At 69.6% G+C, this 16,402-nt stretch carries 16 protein-coding genes; 11 read left to right on the top strand and 5 right to left on the bottom strand.

Features of this window, described 5'->3' with window-relative positions; all coding sequences use genetic code 11:
* Positions 1-115 precede the first annotated feature (115 nt).
* The 4 genes from AB0J69_RS32630 (at position 116) to AB0J69_RS32615 (ending at position 3,417) form a co-directional block, all read left to right on the top strand.
* Entirely contained in the window at positions 116-880 is a 765-nt protein-coding gene (locus AB0J69_RS32630; protein ID WP_364125088.1) for an integrase core domain-containing protein, read from the top strand.
* 242 nt (positions 881-1,122) lie between these two features.
* Positions 1,123-2,340, top strand: coding sequence for an MFS transporter (locus AB0J69_RS32625; RefSeq protein WP_364125085.1), 1,218 nt, complete (start codon positions 1,123-1,125; stop codon positions 2,338-2,340).
* A gap of 63 nt (positions 2,341-2,403) precedes the next feature.
* On the top strand, positions 2,404-3,090 hold the full coding sequence (locus tag AB0J69_RS32620; RefSeq protein ID WP_364125082.1) for a CGNR zinc finger domain-containing protein: 687 nt from the start codon (positions 2,404-2,406) through the stop codon (positions 3,088-3,090).
* Between the two features lie 72 nt (positions 3,091-3,162).
* Positions 3,163-3,417, top strand: a complete 255-nt coding sequence (locus tag AB0J69_RS32615) for a hypothetical protein (protein WP_364125079.1) — start codon at positions 3,163-3,165, stop codon at positions 3,415-3,417.
* Positions 3,418-3,535: 118 nt separating this feature from the next.
* On the opposite strand, the gene AB0J69_RS32610 is transcribed toward AB0J69_RS32615, so the two are convergent.
* Both AB0J69_RS32610 and AB0J69_RS32605 read right to left on the bottom strand, forming a co-directional pair.
* Positions 3,536-3,961: a nitroreductase/quinone reductase family protein gene (locus tag AB0J69_RS32610; RefSeq protein ID WP_364125076.1), complete on the bottom strand. Its 426-nt coding sequence runs from the start codon at positions 3,959-3,961 to the stop codon at positions 3,536-3,538.
* Between the two features lie 269 nt (positions 3,962-4,230).
* On the bottom strand, positions 4,231-5,460 hold the full coding sequence (locus tag AB0J69_RS32605; RefSeq protein WP_364125073.1) for a mandelate racemase/muconate lactonizing enzyme family protein: 1,230 nt from the start codon (positions 5,458-5,460) through the stop codon (positions 4,231-4,233).
* 124 nt (positions 5,461-5,584) lie between these two features.
* Here AB0J69_RS32605 and AB0J69_RS32600 point away from each other — a divergent pair, with 124 nt between their 5' ends.
* The 5 genes from AB0J69_RS32600 to AB0J69_RS32580 all read left to right on the top strand — a co-directional run bounded on the left by AB0J69_RS32600 (position 5,585) and on the right by AB0J69_RS32580 (position 11,784).
* Positions 5,585-6,934 (top strand): extracellular solute-binding protein, encoded by a 1,350-nt coding sequence (locus AB0J69_RS32600; protein ID WP_364125071.1) that lies wholly within the window; start codon positions 5,585-5,587, stop codon positions 6,932-6,934.
* A 6-nt stretch (positions 6,935-6,940) separates the two neighbouring features.
* Positions 6,941-7,804 (top strand): sugar ABC transporter permease, encoded by an 864-nt coding sequence (locus AB0J69_RS32595; protein ID WP_364125068.1) that lies wholly within the window; start codon positions 6,941-6,943, stop codon positions 7,802-7,804.
* Entirely contained in the window at positions 7,801-8,622 is an 822-nt protein-coding gene (locus AB0J69_RS32590) for a carbohydrate ABC transporter permease (protein ID WP_364125065.1), read from the top strand. The genes AB0J69_RS32595 and AB0J69_RS32590 overlap by 4 nt, the downstream gene beginning before the upstream one ends.
* A gap of 30 nt (positions 8,623-8,652) precedes the next feature.
* Positions 8,653-10,878, top strand: a complete 2,226-nt coding sequence (locus tag AB0J69_RS32585; protein ID WP_364125062.1) for a hypothetical protein — start codon at positions 8,653-8,655, stop codon at positions 10,876-10,878.
* Between the two features lie 78 nt (positions 10,879-10,956).
* The gene (locus tag AB0J69_RS32580) at positions 10,957-11,784 is read left to right on the top strand and encodes a FadR/GntR family transcriptional regulator (protein WP_364125060.1); all 828 of its coding nucleotides are present in this window, start codon (positions 10,957-10,959) and stop codon (positions 11,782-11,784) included.
* Between the two features lie 255 nt (positions 11,785-12,039).
* On the opposite strand, the gene AB0J69_RS32575 is transcribed toward AB0J69_RS32580, so the two are convergent.
* Positions 12,040-12,789 carry an SDR family oxidoreductase gene (locus AB0J69_RS32575; protein WP_364125140.1) on the bottom strand — a complete coding sequence of 250 codons (750 nt, stop codon included), beginning with the start codon at positions 12,787-12,789 and terminating at the stop codon, positions 12,040-12,042.
* A gap of 746 nt (positions 12,790-13,535) precedes the next feature.
* Complete coding sequence (locus tag AB0J69_RS32570; RefSeq protein ID WP_364125057.1) at positions 13,536-13,688, bottom strand: hypothetical protein; 153 nt, start codon at positions 13,686-13,688, stop codon at positions 13,536-13,538.
* A 158-nt stretch (positions 13,689-13,846) separates the two neighbouring features.
* Between AB0J69_RS32570 and AB0J69_RS32565 the strand changes: the two genes are divergently transcribed.
* Positions 13,847-14,632, top strand: coding sequence for a maleylpyruvate isomerase family mycothiol-dependent enzyme (locus tag AB0J69_RS32565; protein WP_364125054.1), 786 nt, complete (start codon positions 13,847-13,849; stop codon positions 14,630-14,632).
* Positions 14,633-14,703: 71 nt separating this feature from the next.
* Here AB0J69_RS32565 and AB0J69_RS32560 read toward each other — a convergent pair whose 3' ends face one another.
* Positions 14,704-15,525 carry an aldo/keto reductase gene (locus tag AB0J69_RS32560; RefSeq protein ID WP_364125052.1) on the bottom strand — a complete coding sequence of 274 codons (822 nt, stop codon included), beginning with the start codon at positions 15,523-15,525 and terminating at the stop codon, positions 14,704-14,706.
* A gap of 153 nt (positions 15,526-15,678) precedes the next feature.
* On the opposite strand from AB0J69_RS32560, the gene AB0J69_RS32555 reads away from it, so the two are divergent.
* Positions 15,679-16,380: a sulfotransferase family protein gene (locus AB0J69_RS32555; RefSeq protein WP_364125050.1), complete on the top strand. Its 702-nt coding sequence runs from the start codon at positions 15,679-15,681 to the stop codon at positions 16,378-16,380.
* Positions 16,381-16,402 lie beyond the last annotated feature (22 nt).

The raw sequence follows: 16,402 nt of genomic DNA, 5'->3' as shown, positions 1-16,402 counted from the left end.
AGTGGCCTGGGTCGGGGATGCTCGAGGCTCGTGACGCTCCGTCTCTTCTATATTGATCTTCTGCCGCCTTGTGGGCTGGCTGAGACTGCTGCCCCGTAGCGACGCGTCCAAGAACATGGAGATCCTCGTCCTGCGGCACGAGGTCGCCGTGCTGCGCCGTCAGGTTGGCCGTCCGAGACTGTCGTGGGCGGATCGAGCGGTGCTGTCCGCGCTAGCCCGAGGGCTGCCGGCGGTGCAGCGCGCCCATCGACACGGCCCCGCCCCGCGCCGCAGCGGGCCGACATGGAAGCAGTTCCCGACCGCCCGGGCCGAGCACATCGCCGCCGTCGGCTTCCTCCATGTGGACACCGTCAACCTCACACGCCTGTATGCCCTGATCATGCTCGAACACGGCAGCCACCGCGCCCACCTGCTCGGCGTCACCACCAACCCCACCGGCCCGTGGACCAACCAGGCCGCCCGCAACTTCCTGATGAACGGTGACACCGGCGCCGACCTGACGGGGCTGAAATTCCTGATCCGCGACCGCGGCGGCCAGTTCACCGATGCCTTCAACGTGGTCTTCGCCGCCGCCGGCCTGTGCGTCATCAAGAGCCCACAGCAAGCTCCGAAGACGAACGCGCACTGCGAACGGCTCATCGGCACCCTACGCCGCGACCTCCTGGACAGCATGCTCATCCTCGACGAGCACCATCTACGTCGAACGCTCATCCGCCACCTGGCGCACTACAACACGGCCCGACCTCACCGCGGCATCGGACAGCTGCCCCCATCGCCAGCCGAAACAGGACCGCCAAGCCCCATTGACCTGGCCGACCACGGTGTCCACCGCAAAACCATCCTCGGCGGCCTCATCAACGAGTACCGGATCGCCAGCTGATAGTGGGCTGGCTGACACCACCCGAGAAACCGGCAGGTCAGACCCCAGCATCCTATTCATGAGCCCCACAGGAACCCGCCCCGCGCCCGGGCTCCCACACAGCCGCCAGCGTACCGCTTAAATGGCGTTGACCGGTAGCAGAAGCACGTCTACATTCATGTCAACAGGACATTTCCGCGAGACACCCCCCAAGAAGCTACCTTCATCATCCAGAACGATGGTGAATCAGCCGAGGAGAACGCGTGCAAGAACGCTTCGGAAGCAAGTCGGCCATCGTCGCACTGACCGCCCTCACCCTGGCCGTGTTCGTCTACGTGACCACCGAGTCGCTGCCCATCGGCCTGCTCCCCCTGATCGCCCAGGATCTCGGCACCAGCCCGTCAGCGGTCGGGCTCCTGGTCACCGGATACGGCCTGATCATCGTGCTGGTGTCCCTGCCGCTCACGCGACTGACTCGCCGGCTGCCCCGGCGGCGGCTGCTGTGCGTCCTGTTAGGCATCTTCGTCGTGGCGACCTGCCTGTCAGCCATGGCGGGGAACTACTGGCTGCTCATGGGCGCCCGGATGGTGACCGCGCTGAGCCAGGCGCTGTTCTGGGCCATCGTGACGCCGGCCGCCGCCGGCCTCTTCCGGGCCGAGGTGCGCGGCCGGGCCCTGTCCATCCTGTACGCCGGTGCCTCCAGCGCCGCGCTGACCGGCATCCCGGCCGGCACGTGGCTCGGCCAGCAGACCAACTGGCGGGTGGCGTTCCTCGCGCTCAGCGGCCTGGCCCTGCTCGTCCTCGCCACGATCGCGGCCGTCCTGCCCGACACGCCCGCCGGGCAGGGCGCGGCGGACCGGGGCAGCGCGCCCGACCGCGGCCGGTACCTGTCGATCGTGGTCACCACGGCGGTCGCGGTCACCGGCGCGTTCACGGCGTTCACCTACATCAGCCCGTTCCTGAGCGACGTCAGCGGCTTCACCGAGTCATCGATCGGCCCGCTTCTGCTGGCACGCGGGATCGCGGGCCTGGCCGGCGTGTTCGTGGTGGGCTACCTCGTCGACCGCCACGGCTGGATCACCATGACGGGGCTCATAGGCCTGCAGGCGTTGGCGCTCGCCGGGCAGTACGCATTCGGCGCCTCCCCGGTCGGGACCGTCATCGCGATCTCCCTGTCCGGCTTCACACTCGCGGGCCTGACCGCCGTACTGGGATCGCGGGTGCTCGTGTACGCGCCGGGCGAGTCGGTCATGGCGAGCGCCGCTACCTCCACGGCGTTCAATGTGGGCATCACCGCGGGCGCGTTCCTCGGCAGCGTGCTGCTGCCCGGTCCGGGCGTGCGCAGCACGGCACTGGCCGGGGCGCTGCTCAGCCTGGCGGCGTTCGCCATCGTGCTGGCCGAGCCGGTCCTGTCCAGCCGGCGGAAGATCGCGCCGGCCACGGCCGCCGACCCTCTGCCCGAGGGCGCGCGAGTCACGTGATCCCATGCTCAACGCACCAACCGTGCAACCTCCTTGCCTGCCTTGAGTGGTAGCCTCAAGGGCATGTCGCTCGACGTGGAACACCTTCCCCTGGTCGGCGGGCACCCCGCGCTCGATCTGGTCAACACGCTCGAACGAGGGGTACCGCTCGACGGCGGGCCGCCCCACGACTATCTGTCCGACGCCCCCGCGTTGCTGCGCTGGGCGGCCAGGGCAGGCCTGATCAGCGACGCGGAGCGCGATCGGGCCGGCCAGGCGTGGCATGACGATCCCGCGTCGGCGCAGGCGGGGCTGGCCACCGTACGGGACATCCGGGAAGGGGTGCACCTCGTGGTGCTCGCAACGATCCGGCCCGCCGACGGCGGGCCGGATGGCGACGCGGGCGAGGGGGATCCGATCGCGGCCGGGGCCGCGCTGGTCGCGCTGCACGAGCGATGGGCCGGAGCAGCCGCCAGAGCCGCGCTGGTGCTCGACAGAGGCGACCCACCGCAGGTGCGGCTCACCTACGGCACGATACCCGCCATGCTGATACCCGACCGGGTCGCCGAGGCCGCACTCGACGTCCTGCGGACGGCCGACCTGACCCGGGTACGCCGCTGCCCCCTACGCGACGGCGGCTGCGGGTGGCTGTTCCTCGATCAGAGCCGCAACGGCTCCCGCCGCTGGTGCCGCATGGCCGACTGCGGCAACACGGCCAAGGCCCGGCGGCTCACCGAGCGCCGCCGCGCCGCCCGGGGCGGCACCCCGTAGGACTCGTACGCGATCAACGGTCGACGCCGCTCCCAGGCAGCGGGTCACCATGAGCCACATCTCCCCCAGCCCATGAGCCACGTCCCGGGAAGGGCCAGGCCTGTTACCAGCGGCCTCTGGCTCAGCCACCTGGCCCAAGTCCTGACTCGCAACCACACCCGGGACCTGGCCTGGTGGACCATCGCCCGCTACACCACCGCCCCCGCACGCCGGCGCCTGCTCCGGGCGACGGTCGGGATCACCGTCGGGCTCCTCGTCGCTCTGACCCGCCTCGCAATCACGTACCCGTGCCAACTGCAGGACCTGGACGACCGCGTCAGCTCGTGATCTGACCCTCTTCCCCAAGACCCCGGGCGGTTGGCGCCCCCGACGGCGTCGCATTCTTCGGCACCCATACCCAGGTGCGTCCAGACGGGCACGCCGAGTGCCGGAAGAGGCGCACTCGTTACTTCGACCAATGGTCGACCGGGTCGAGTGCCAGGATCGAGAACTTACGGGTGGCCTTGTTCTCGTAGTCCCTCAGGCCGGGCAGGTTGTCCATCCACAAGTTGTAGACCCGCCCCCAGTCGGGCAGTTCAGAAGTGACAAGCCGAGGGATCGCCTTGAGGGTCCGCCTGCCGACCTCCAGCGTCACCTCGGACATCGCTGCGGCGTTGGCGACCCATTCCGGGTCCTTCGGCGCGCCGCCGTTGCTGCCGCAGAGGAGGAAGGTGTCTCCGTCAGCGGTGTACGCCAGCAGGCTCACGCGGGCTATGCCGCTGTGGCGGCCCACGGTGTGAAGGAGGAGCAGATTCCTGCCCTCGAACATGCCGCCGACCACTGCGCCGTCGGCCCGGAACTCGGCCACGATCTCGTCATTGAAAGTGCCCATCCTCCTGGTCGCCGTCGAGTTAACGGCCAACGCCATCGCTCACATGGCCGGCGGCCACGGCGGCTGGTTCGGCACCGAGATCACCCCCGGCAGACCCGTTCAGCGATGACGACGGCACCCTTGTGACCACATGCCCGAGCGTCCCGAGCATCACGTTGCCAGGGTGCGGTGAATCGCTCCGACCTGACCGGGACCAGGCTCGGCACCCTTCTGGACGGTAGCGATCATCACCGCCTGGACAGCCTTCCGAGGGGCCACGTGAGCGCTGGTTATCGGGCCAGTGGGACGGGATGGGTGGCGCCGGTTACGCGGCGGCGTACAGTGGCGCTCTGGTTGAGATCGGGGCGGAGCCGGACTCCGTGGCCAGGGGCGGTTCCCGGGCTCAGCCGGCCGGAGGAGATGTCCGGCAGGCCGGTGACAAGCTGCGGGTACCAGCTTGAGTAGTAGGCCCTGGTGGTCTCCTGGATGAACACGTGCGGCAGATGGACGGCCAGGTGCGCCGAGGCGGCCAGCACCACGGGCCCGCTGCAGTCGTGCAGCGCGAGGGGCACTTCGGCCGCGAGCGTGCGCTCGGCCAGAGCCAGGACCTCGCTGATCCCGCCACACCAGCCGAGGTCGGCGATGAGGACGTCCACCCCGCGCCGATCGAGCAGAGGGGCCACGGCCGTGCGGCCACCCAGCGTCTCACCGGCGGCGATCGGAACCGGGCTGGTCGCTCGCAGTTCGCCGAGCTCGACGTAGCGATCCGGCCGTATCGGGTCCTCGACCCACAGGGGGTCGAACTCCGCGAGCGCCGCCAGAATGACCTGCGCCGCGGACGGCTCCCACAAGCCGTGCAGTTCCACGAGGAGGCGCATGCGATCACCGACGGCGTCGCGCACCTTGCGCAAGGGGCCGAGTCCGGCATCGAGGTCGGCCCGGCTGATCTCGCGTCCCGCCGAACGTTCGGCGTAGACGTCGAAGGGCCAGATCTTCATGGCCGACACCCCCTCGGACAGAAGATCCTCGGCCAGTCGGTCGGCGTGGTGGAGGAAGCCGTAGAGGTCCTCGTGGCGTCCTTCGCCGGACACCCCCCAGTTGGCCGACTTCTGACCGCTGGGGTGGCGCATGTAGTGCGGGCCCGCGCAGGTGTTGTAGATCTGCACGTCGCTCCTGACCCGGCCGCCGAGCAGTTCGGTCAGCGGCAGGCCGGCCTCCTGACCCATCGCGTCCCACAGTGCCAGGTCAACGGCCGACAGCGCGCGGACCTCGGCGCCGCTGCCCAGGTAGCCGACATAGCCCTCCAGCTCCGTCAGCAGCGCCCGCAGCTCGTCCGCGTCCCGCGGCATGGCGCGCCCGACCAGGGCGGGCGCCAGAGCCTCGTGGAGGTGCGCCTCGGCCGCGGCGGCGCCGTAGTAGGTCTCGCCCAGCCCGACGATTCCCGAATCGAGGTGCACCTGAACCAGCAGCAGGTTGGGCAGTTCCTCGACGACGAGTGTCTCGATGCCTTCGATGCTCATACATGTCTTCTTATCGGCCAGACTGGTCTGACCGCAACTCCGGGCTGATGTCCGGTCATGGTTGACGAAACCTCCTGTTTACCTAGATGGTGGTCTGACCGGTAAGCCCGCAAAGGAGTCTGCGATGCCGTTGACGATACGTACGATCGCCGGCCTGGCCCTCATAACCGCCTCCGTGACGGCCTGCGCCCCTGGTGCCGCACCCGCCGAAGCCCCCGACGCGGTCAAGGCTGTGTCCAGTGCGCTGCCGACCGAGCCGGTCACGTTGACACTGAGCCACTTTGAGGAAGGCGGCCAGGGGAAGGCGATCGAGCTGCTGGCCGCCAAGTATCAGCAGCTTCACCCCAACATCACGATCAAACCGACGTACACGGCCTTCGCCGACTACGGCAAGAACATCAAGCTGCAGATGTCCTCGGAATCGGCGCCCGACATCGCTCAGGCCGGCCAGGCGCAGACGATGCAGGGCCCGCTGGTCCAGGCGGGCCTGCTTCGGCCGCTGGATGAGTACGCCAAGCTGTACGGCTGGAGCGAGCGGTTCAAGCCGGGCCTGCTCGACCAGGCCCGGTTCTCCAAGGACGGCAAGACCTTCGGCACCGGCGAGCTGTACGGCATAGCCTTGGGCGGCAACCTGGTCGGCGTCTACTACAACCGGGACAAGCTCGCCAAGCTCGGCATCACCACCCCCTTCAAGGATCTGGCCGCCTTCCAGGACGCGCTGGCCAAGGCCAAGGCGGCGGGCGAGACGCCGATCCAGCTCGGCAACCTGGAGGCCTGGCCGGGCAATCACGTGCTGTCCGATCTGATCGCTCAGTACGAGCCGCACGAGAACGGGCTCAACTGGGTCTACGGCCGCAAGGGCGCCACCTTCGACAGTCCCGGTGTGCAGCAGGCCACCAAGACCCTCGCGGAATGGGCCAAGGCCGGCTACATCGACTCCTCCGCCAACGGCACTTCCGACAGCGACGGCGTCGGCAAGTTCGTCAAGGGCAAGGGCGTCTTCATGGTCTCCGGCAGCTGGAACCGGTCGCGTATCGACGAGAACATGGACGGCAAGGCAGGATTCACCGCGATGCCGCCGGTCAAGGCCGGTGACCCGATCCGCGCGACGGGCGCGACCACCTCGCCGTTCAGCATCTCGGCCAAGACCAGGTACCCCGACGTCGCCGCCAACTTCATCGACTTCATGACCCGGCCGGAGAACGCGGCCACGCTCTTCCAGGGCGGTTACCTGCCCGTCGCCGAGCGTGACGCGGGCATATCCAAGGCGGGCAGTGCCCAGGAGGGTTTGGTGGAGACCTGGCAGCAGGTTCTCGCCGACGACGGGCTGGCGCTCTACCTCGACTGGGCGACCCCGTCGATGGGCGACACCCTCTTCCCGGCGGTCCAGCAGCTGATCGCCGGTAAGACGACGCCGGACGAGCTCATCTCCACGGTCCAGGAGAACTGGGCCGACGAACGCGGCAACGGCTAGGGCGCTATGAGGGCCAACTCCAGAGTCGCCTACCTGTACATCCTGCCCGGTTTCCTGGTCTTCGCGCTGTTCGTTCTGATGCCGCTGGGGCACACCGCCTGGCTGTCGCTGTACGACTGGGACGGCATCACCCTCGGCACCTGGACCGGGCTGGACAACTACACCGAGCAGCTGGCCGATCCCGACGTCCGCACCGCTTTCAGCCACTCGATGGTGTTCCTGTTCTTCTTCGCCGCGCTGCCCGTCGGCCTGGGACTGGTGCTGGCCTCCGTACTGTCGCGGTTCCGGCTGCGCGGGCTGGGCTTCTTCCGCACCGTGATCTTCCTGCCCCAGGTGGTGACCGCGGTGGTGGTCGGCATCGCGTGGCGGTGGATGTACGCCGACGAGGGGACCATCAACCAGCTGCTGTCCGCGGTCGGCCTGGACGGGCTGGCCCGCGCCTGGCTGGGTGACTTCACCTGGGCGCTGCCCGCGCTCGGGCTGGTCGGCACCTGGGTGATGTCCGGGCTGTGCATGGTGTTGTTCCTGGCCGGCATCAGCAAGATTGACGCCAGTCTGTACGAGGCGGCCCGCGTGGACGGAGCCGGTCCGGTCAGGGAGTTCTTCGCGGTGACCTTGCCAGGACTCAAGCAGGAGATGGCCGTGGGGCTCACGCTCACCACGATCGCCGCGCTGCGCTCCTTCGACCTGGTCTACGTCACCACCGGTGGCGGCCCGGGCAACGCCACCAACGTCCCCGGTTTCGAGATCTACAAGCTGGCCTTCCGCCAGGGGGCCGTGGGCGAGGCCTGTGCGGTCGCCGTGATGCTCACCGTGCTCATCTTCACTGTGGTCCTGTTGATCACCCGGTTGCTGCGGGAGAAGCTGTGAACGCCCGTTTCGAACGGCTCGGCGCCTACACCTTCCTGTGCCTGTTCGCCCTTGCCGTACTGCTCCCCCTGTTCAGCATCCTCTCGGTTGCCCTGCAGCCTCAGGGGGCGCCGGTCACCGGCCTGAGCTGGCCAGACGATCCGCAGTGGGGCAACTTCGCGCGGGCGTGGAGCACCGGCTCCTTCGGCGACCTCATCACCTCGAGCGTTATCGTCGCGGTGGTGGTGGTTCCGGTCGCGACGGTGCTGTCTGTGATGACCGGGTATGCCTTCGGCACCATGCGGTTCCGTGGCAGCACCCCGCTGTTCTACGTGATGCTGATCGGCATCGTCATGCCGTACGAGGCCACCGTGGTGCCGCTCTACTACGACCTGCGCCAGTTCGGTCTCACCGACAACTACCTGGGCCTGATGCTGCCCGAGATCGGGTTGTCGGTGTCGTTCGGCACGTTCTGGATGCGGGCCTTCTTCCTTTCCACGCCCCGCGCGCTGATCGAGGCGGCCCGCATGGACGGCGCCAACTCCTTCACCGTCCTGTTCCGTATCTTGCTGCCTGTCGCCCGGCCCGCCGTCACCACGCTCATGGTCCTGTTCTTCGTCTGGAGCTGGAACGAGTTCCTGCTGTCGCTGGTGCTGCTGCAGGATCCGGCCGTCCGCACCGCGCCCGCCGGCCTGGGCCTGTTCGTCGGCCAGCGCACCACCGACGTCGCCGGCCTGTCGGCCGGGGCCCTCATCGTCACCGTCCCCGTCGTCATCGTCTACCTTTTCCTGCAACGCCATGTGATCCGCGGCATGCTGCAGGGCGCCGTCAAGGGCTGACCCCTTTCGAGGAGAAGGAAGGCTCCGTACGTGTCCCACGCCATCGATTTCCGGTTCGCGCCCCCCTCGCGCTGGACAGCGATCTGCCTGCCCGACGACCCGCACAAGACCCTGGTCCGCGAGGACGGCGCCCTGCTCTACGGCTTCACGCAGACGCATCTCGCGGCCTGGCACTTCGCCACCGTCGTGGAGTTCTCCGCCCAGACCGCCGACCGGCCCGTGTCGGTGACCCAGCGCACCGAGTCCGCCGCACGCCCCATCGTGGTCACCACCATGCGCTACCCCCGGCTTGAGCTCACGCTGACCGCCTTCGCCCACGGGCACGACGGCTTCCGCGCCGATGTCGTGATGTGGGAGCTGACGCACATCGGCGACGACGGCGAGGTGCTCACCGGATTGCACATCGACCACCACGACCGCGACGCGGTGCTGACGGGTGGCACGACACCGTTCCACGTCGCCTACTCGGTGGCGCCCGAGCAGGCTCCTGCCCAGCCGATCTGGATGGACGACACCGCCGAACAAGACGGCACGCCGCTCGGCCCTGTCGCCCTGGTCCACCGGCCGCAACGGCTCCATCTCGCCCACCCGACCGGATTCCGCCCCGCCACCGGCCTCGACGTCACCCCCGAGATCCTGCGACCAGGCGGGCGTATCGGCGGGGCACTGGTCCTGCCGCAGCCGGCCGTGGCCGAGACGCCCGCCATCGTGGACCTGGCCTGGGCCGAGGCCGCCCTGACCCGTGCCCGCGCCTTCTGGGACGAGCTTCCAGCGCTACGGCTGCCGATCACCGTGCCCGACCCCGCCGTGCAGGACCTGCTGGTGGCCTGCGTGCGCAACCTGCTGCAGGCGCGGGAGATCCACGACGGGCTGCCGGTGCCGCAGGTCGGCGCCACGGTCTACCGCGGCTTGTGGATCGTCGACGGCCATTTCATCCTGGAGACGGCCCGCTACCTCGGCTTTGCCGCCGACGCCGACGCCGGGGTGCGGGTACTCCTGCGCCGGGCCAGACCCGACGGCTCCATCACCGGGTTGGAGATGGCACCGCACATCAAGGAGACCGCGATCGCGATCGCCACGCTGGTGCGGCAGTCGGAGCTCAGCACCGACCCGCGCGGCGCCCTCAGCTCGCACTGGCCGGTAGTGCTGCGCGCCATCAACCACATCGCCGACCTGCGCCGCCAAGCCGACGCGTTGCCCATCGGCCACCCGCTGCACGGCCTGATGCCGCCGGCGTTCGCCGACGGAGGAGTGGCAGGCGTACGGGCGGAGTACACCACCACGCTGTGGACCCTCGCGGGGCTGCGCGCCGCGGTCAGGGGAGCGACGATGCTCGGCCGCGCATCCGATCGCGACGCGATTCACGCGCAATACCTCCAGCTGCGCGCCAACTTCGACAAGGCGGCCCGCCGGCACCGGGAGGAAGGACTCGCGTACCTGCCCATGATCCACCCGGAGAGCGGCTCGCATCACTACCACGCGGGTCCCGTCGAGACCGACGTGGCCGCATGGCATCGGATCCGGCCCGGCAGCGCCACGTGGGCGCTGTGCCAGGCCATCTGGCCGGGCGAGGTGTTCGAGCCCGGCGACCACGTGGTCACCGACCTGCTGGCACTGTTCGACGCGCTCGATGACGAGCAGGGGATTCCTGCCGAGACCGGCTGGCTGCCCTACCGCGCCGTCTGGCCCTACGCCGCCTCGTTCGCCGCGCACGCGTGGCTCTACGCCGGCCGCGCCGACAAGGCGGTCGACTACCTCTACGCCTTCGCCAACCATGCCGCGCCCACCCGCGTATGGCGAGAGGAGCAGTCGCTGACCGCCACCGGCCACGGGCAGCTGTGGGGGGACATGCCGCACAACTGGGCCTCGGCCGAATTCGTGCGACTGGTCAGGCATCTGCTGCTGTTCGAGCGGGACGACACACTCGAACTGCTGCCTGCCGTACCGGCTGAGTGGTTCGGGGCCGGTCAGACCATCGAGCTGGAGCGCAGCACCACCCGCTTCGGGCCGATCAGCCTGCACGTCACGACCGAGCACACGGACGTGGTCACGGTCACCGTCCGCTACACCCGCCACGGCGGCGCCCACCCGGCACCGGACCGGCTCTCCCTGAGCCTGCCCCTTCCCGAGGGAGCCGCCGAGCGGCCCACCGAGATCACCGTCGACGGCCGCGCGGTGCCGCCCGCCGACGGGCGGATCCCGCTGGCCACGGTCGACGACGTCACCGTCCGCATGACATACCGTCGGCTATCATGATCAGGGACGTTTGCCCCCTGCGGGGGCGGGAACTAGCATCCGGTCTGACCGCGCAGGGTGCTGTCGGGAGGATCACCGGTGACGATTGACGCCGTTCCGCGTGACACGCTGTCCAGCTATCTCGAGGACGCCCTGCTCACCGGGAAGATCAGCCCGGGCAGCCGGCTCCCCTCCGAGCGGCTGCTTGCCCAGCGTTTCGGGCTCAGCCGCCCCTCCGTCCGAGAAGTCATCAAGGAACTACAGGAGCGTGGGCTGGTCCGGGTGATTCCCGGGCGCGGCACGTTCGTCCGCGAGCCGAGCAGTGTCGACAGCATCCGCCCGCTGGAGGCCTATTACCGCCGGCGCAACGCCACCCCGCGCGAGGTGACCGACGCGCGGATCATGCTGGAGACCCACGCCGCCGTGCTGGCCGCGCGAAACGCGACCGAGGACGACCTGACCGCGCTGCGCAAGATGCTGAACGCCTTCGAGAAGGCCGGCAACGTCGTAGAGAAGGCCCGCGCCGACATCGCCTTCCACATCCTCATCGCGCGGGCCGCCCGTAACTCCGTGCTGGAGGTGATGTTCCTGTCGATCGCTGGGCTCACCTTCGAATACATGCTGCGCAGCCTCGCCGACCCCACGATCGTCCGCGAGGGCGCCCCGTACCACGACGACATCCTCGCGGCGATCGCCGACCGCGACACCGAACGGGCTCGCCGCGCCATGGAGGGCCACCTGTCAGTGGCGCACTACCACTACGGCGAGGACCTTGACCAGGGGCTCGACACGCTCGCCCGCCGTGAGCTCACCCGGGTGATGGGGCCGGGTGTGTCACTCGACGGCATCATCGAATCGGTGCTGACCGCGCTCGACGGCCCTGATGACGACCTGCTGCGACTGGAGCCCAACTCCCGTCAGCGATAGAGTCTGTTCTCAGATTGATCTTCATGGGATCCGTCCCTCCACGATCGGTGCACCACCGCCAAGACCGGCCCAATCCCCACCATCCGCCCTCACCACGATCTCCAAGCCGCCACCGACCCCGACTTGCAGAACGACTACCGACGCCGGCGGCCCATGGTCGAACGCGCCGTGACCTGGCTGGTGGCCCGAGGCACCTGACCAGTGGACGGGCCAACTCATGCCGACCCACCCACCAAGATCTTCAGGACGTTCCTGTCAGTCCTGGTTGAACAGTGAGCAGCCGCCGTCGGCCAGCAGGGTCGTGCCGGTGATGTAGTCGGCGTCGGGCGAGCACAGGAACGCGGCCACCCGGGCCACCTGCTCGGGGGATTGCGGAACTCCCAGCGGAATGGCCTGGGCGGCCCGCGCGGCGTAGGCGGGCTCGTTGTCGAACTGCCACTTGGCCAAGCCCGCGGCCACAATTCCCGGCGCGAGGGCGTTGACGAGGATGCCGTGCGGTGCCAGCTCCTTGGCCATCGACCGGGCGAGCATCGCCACGCCGGCCTTCGACGCGCTGTAGGCCGCGATCTCCGGCCACGGCACCGTGCCGACCCAGGATCCCGTCAGCACGATACGCCCGCCAGATCCTTGGGCCACCATGCGCCGTGCGGACGCCTGGGCCGTGTGGAAGCAGCCGGTGAGATTGATCGCCAGCTGTTGCTCCCAATCCTCGACAGAGATCTCCAGGAACGGAGCGGATTTGACGACGCCGGCGTTGGCGATTGCGATATCGAGATGTCCGACCTCGTCGACGGCGGCGTCCAGGGACTGCCGATCGCGCACGTCGGCCTGCACGTAGCCCACCTTGCCGTGGGCGGATGCGGTGGCGATCCACGCGCGGGCCTCGGCCGGCGACTTCACGTCCAGGAGCGTAACCCGAGCTCCCCTGCGCGTCAGCTCGGCGGCCATCGCGGCACCGATGTCTCCTGCGCCACCGGTGATCAACGCGGAGCGTCCCTCTAGCATGGGCATGATCCATTCTCTCTGGTTTGACCGGTCAAACCAGAATCCTACGCCGGAGAGGAGGTGTTCTCCCTCGAGTCCAGCCGGTGAGAGGCGCAGACTCCGCGGGCTTGGCCGAGAAGCCGGCCAGGCGGCCGGCGAGGAGGCCGGCGTTCTTGCTGACGCGAGACGATGAAGCACGACACGCCCAGCTGGCTGCAACCCTTGGCGGCTCGCGGCATCGCGCGGGCGGGTGAGCGGCCGTGCGGAAGCCAGCCGTCCCACCCGCCTGCCCGAGGTGGTCAGCGTTGCGGTTGTTCGGCGAGAAGCGCGGGGTCGTTCTTGCTCGAACGGCGGCGGCGAGCGCGTACAGGTAACCCCGGATCGTGGTCGCCCGCGAAGCGTTCGGCTCCATTGCCACGTCGAGCACCCGGCGACCGATGTCCTTCTGCTGGATCATGACCCCTCCACGTCAGCCCATGAGGGATGGCATGGAGGGGATGACGGACGCCGGCCATCCGTCAGGTTTCGCGGTGAAGTGCGGCGCGGCCACGGACGACCAGTGGGACCGTGCAGCCGGCGAGGTGATCTCCCGGCCGGGCTGCTGTCCCGTCCAGGTGACGTCCCGTTTCTCGGTGGAGCGGACGCACACGCGGCCGCGCTTGGCACCGTCGGGGTAGCCGTTCCAGTTGATACGGCCTCGGCGGGTGGGCACCTCATCGGTGGTTCCGCTGGATCTCGGACCAGGCGGCCACCGCGCAGGCGTGCTGTCACAGCTTCGGGTGGCGGACGAACATCTCGGCCTGCTGGTCCATCGGCATCTTGTTGACGACGGCGGCCATGGCGGCGGCGGCCGCGCCACGCTTGACCCGGCGCGAGGTGTCCGCCGGCGCCTGGCACGCCTGGGCGGCCTCGATCCGCAAGATGAACCGATGTTCCTCGGGTGCGGGGTCACGGATGCCGGAAGGGGACGCGAGCGCGATTTGCCGATCGTCGGCGAGTTTGGAGCAGCTTGGGCTTGAACCTCCACTGGACTGGAGTTCCTACCGTACTGGCGTACCCGTTCGAGAGGAGTTCCGTCATGGCGCCAGTGGACCCAGCGCCCGACCCAGCGCCCGACACAGCGCCCGACACCACGCGGCTCGTGCAGGCCCTGCGGGAGCACACCGCCGGGTTCGCCCGCGCGGCGGCCGGCGGCGAGCCGGACGCCACGGTGCCGACCTGCCCGGAGTGGCGGCTGGCCACCTTGGTGGGGCACATCGGCCAGGCCGACCGGTGGGCGGCGGAAATCGTACGGACGGGGGCGCCCCAGCCGATCCCCTACCCGCGCGAGGCCGACCCCGGCCCGCCGGGTGAATGGGAGGGGTGGCTGCGCGCCGGCGCCGAGGAGCTGATCACGGCCGTCGGGGAGGCCGATCCCGGGGCCCGGATGTGGTCGATCGTGGGCCCGGCGCCGGCGACGTTGTGGCTGCGCAGGATGTTCTGCGAGACCGCCATCCACCACTACGACGCGGCACTCACGACGGGGGCCGCGTACCGGATCGCCGACGACCTGGCGGCGGACGTGCTGACCGAGGGTCTGGAGATGATGGCGCGGACGGCGGTGGTGGAGGCGTTCGTCCCCGAGCTGGCCAGGTTGCGCGGCGCGGGCGAGCGGCTCGGGGTCCGGCCGCACGGGATGGACGGCTGGCTGGTCACCAGGCTGCCCGAGGGGATCCGGTGGGAGCGCGGGCGCAGCGACGGCGACGTGGTGGTGTCGGGCTCGATGACCGAGATCATGCTGGTGTTCGCGCGGCGCGTGCCGCCCGGCGACGTCAGCGGGAAGCGGGCGCTGCTGGATCACTGGCTGGCCAACACGGCGTTCTAGCGCTGTTCTGGCCCTGTGCTGCTGCCACTTGTTCCGGTGCTCCCCTTCAAAGCCCCCTTCAAGGCCCCCCTTCAGAACTCCACGTGCGTGTCGGGGTCGCCGCCGAGGCGGCCGGCGCCGTCGAGGGCGTCGAGGCGGGCCATGTCCTCCGGCGACAGGCTGAAGTCGAACACCTCGAAGTTCTGCCGCATGCGCTCCGGGTTGGCCGACTTGGGGATGGGCACGGCGCCGAGCTGCGCGTGCCAGCGGAGCACCACCTGGGCGGGCGTGCGACCGTGGGCGGCGGCCAGGTCGCAGACCACCGGCTCGTCCAGCAGCTTGCGGCCGGCGCCGAGCGGGCTCCACGACTCGGTCACGATGTCGTGCTCGGCGTGCCAGGCGCGCACGTCGCGCTGGGGGAAGCCGGGATGCAGCTCGACCTGGTTGACGGCCGGCCAGACGCCGGTCTCGTCGGCCACCCGCTCGATCTGCGCGGGCGTGAAGTTGGAGACGCCGATCGAGCGGGCCAGGCCCTGCTCGCGCAAGTGTACGAAGGCTCGCCAGGTGTCGGCGTAGAGGTCGCGGCCGGGCAGCGGCCAGTGGATGAGGTAGAGGTCGACGTAGTCGAGGCCGAGCCGGGCCCGGCTCTCCTCGAAGCCGCGCAGGGCCGCGTCGTAGCCGTGCTGGGAGCCGCGCAGCTTCGTGGTGACGAACAGCTCCTCCCTGGCGACCGGCGCGTCGGCCACGGCGGCACCGACGCCCCGCTCGTTGCCGTAGCTGGCGGCGGTGTCGATCAGCCGGTAGCCGAGCGAGACGGCGTGGGTGACGGCCTGGCGGGCCTCCTCGTCGTCCATGGGCCAGGTGCCCAGCCCCAGGCGCGGCATCGGGCGGCCGTCGGCGAGCATGACGGTCATGACGTGGTCCTTCCCCCTGTTTCCGGCCGGCGCGGGGGTGCGGCGGCCAAGTGTGCTCCTTACCCGCGCGCTACCGAGGCCAATCCGCCGCGCCGTGTCACAGTCGCGCCCCCGCGCGCCTCATAGGCGGTAGATCACTCATGGAGGTGCGATGTGCTTACCGTCATAGGCGCGGGCTTCCCGCGCACCGGAACCAGCTCGATGAAGGCGGCTCTGGAACGGCTCGGGTTCGGGCCCTGTCATCACATGTTCGACATCATGACCCAACAGGATCGCGTCGACCGGTGGCTGCCCCTCGCCGAGGGCGCCGAGGTGGACTGGGAGCACGTGTTCGACGGGTTCAACTCCACGCAGGACTGGCCGGCCGCCCACTTCTGGCGGGAGCAGGCGCGGGCGTACCCGGAGGCGAAGGTCGTGCTCACCGTACGCGACCCGCACGCCTGGTACGTGAGCATGCAGATGCTGATCGCCAACGGCCCCGGGCGGCAGTTGCCCGACGACATCCCGGAGGCGGCGGCGGGCTTCTTCCGGGGCATGATGCGGCTCCAGCCGGTGCTCGACCACATCACCGGCTCCGTCTTCGGAGACGGCCGGTCGTTCCGGGACGGGCTGCCCGACGAGGAGAGCGCCGTGGCGGCGTTCGAGCGGCACGTGGCCACGGTCAAGGAGAGCCTGCCCGAGGAGCGGCTGCTGGTGTTCGACGTGCGCGAGGGGTGGGAGCCGCTCTGCCGGTTCCTGGACGTGGACGTTCCCGAAGGGGAACCGTTCCCGCACCTGAACGACGCCAAGTCCATGCAGCGGACCCTGGAGCGGCTGATCAGCGAGGGCAGCATCGCCTCGCCGTTCAGCGGGTGAAGCTCGCTGTTCGGCGGGTGAA

Source organism: Nonomuraea sp. NPDC049709 (assembly GCF_040674815.1).
Taxonomy (GTDB): domain Bacteria; phylum Actinomycetota; class Actinomycetes; order Streptosporangiales; family Streptosporangiaceae; genus Nonomuraea.
The sequence above is the reverse complement of the archived record's forward strand: the minus strand, read 5'-3'. Positions and strand labels throughout refer to the sequence as shown.

What these genes read in the sequence shown, in the direction of transcription:
- AB0J69_RS32630 (WP_364125088.1), top strand. Translation starts at nt 116, where the DNA reads ATGGAGATCCTCGTCCTGCGGCACGAGGTCGCCGTGCTGCGCCGTCAG.
- AB0J69_RS32620 (WP_364125082.1), top strand. Translation starts at nt 2,404, where the DNA reads ATGTCGCTCGACGTGGAACACCTTCCCCTGGTCGGCGGGCACCCCGCG.
- AB0J69_RS32615 (WP_364125079.1), top strand. Translation starts at nt 3,163, where the DNA reads ATGAGCCACGTCCCGGGAAGGGCCAGGCCTGTTACCAGCGGCCTCTGG.
- AB0J69_RS32610 (WP_364125076.1), bottom strand. Translation starts at nt 3,961, where the DNA reads ATGGGCACTTTCAATGACGAGATCGTGGCCGAGTTCCGGGCCGACGGC.
- AB0J69_RS32605 (WP_364125073.1), bottom strand. Translation starts at nt 5,460, where the DNA reads ATGAGCATCGAAGGCATCGAGACACTCGTCGTCGAGGAACTGCCCAAC.
- AB0J69_RS32600 (WP_364125071.1), top strand. Translation starts at nt 5,585, where the DNA reads ATGCCGTTGACGATACGTACGATCGCCGGCCTGGCCCTCATAACCGCC.
- AB0J69_RS32595 (WP_364125068.1), top strand. Translation starts at nt 6,941, where the DNA reads ATGAGGGCCAACTCCAGAGTCGCCTACCTGTACATCCTGCCCGGTTTC.
- AB0J69_RS32575 (WP_364125140.1), bottom strand. Translation starts at nt 12,789, where the DNA reads ATGCTAGAGGGACGCTCCGCGTTGATCACCGGTGGCGCAGGAGACATC.
- AB0J69_RS32565 (WP_364125054.1), top strand. Translation starts at nt 13,847, where the DNA reads ATGGCGCCAGTGGACCCAGCGCCCGACCCAGCGCCCGACACAGCGCCC.
- AB0J69_RS32560 (WP_364125052.1), bottom strand. Translation starts at nt 15,525, where the DNA reads ATGACCGTCATGCTCGCCGACGGCCGCCCGATGCCGCGCCTGGGGCTG.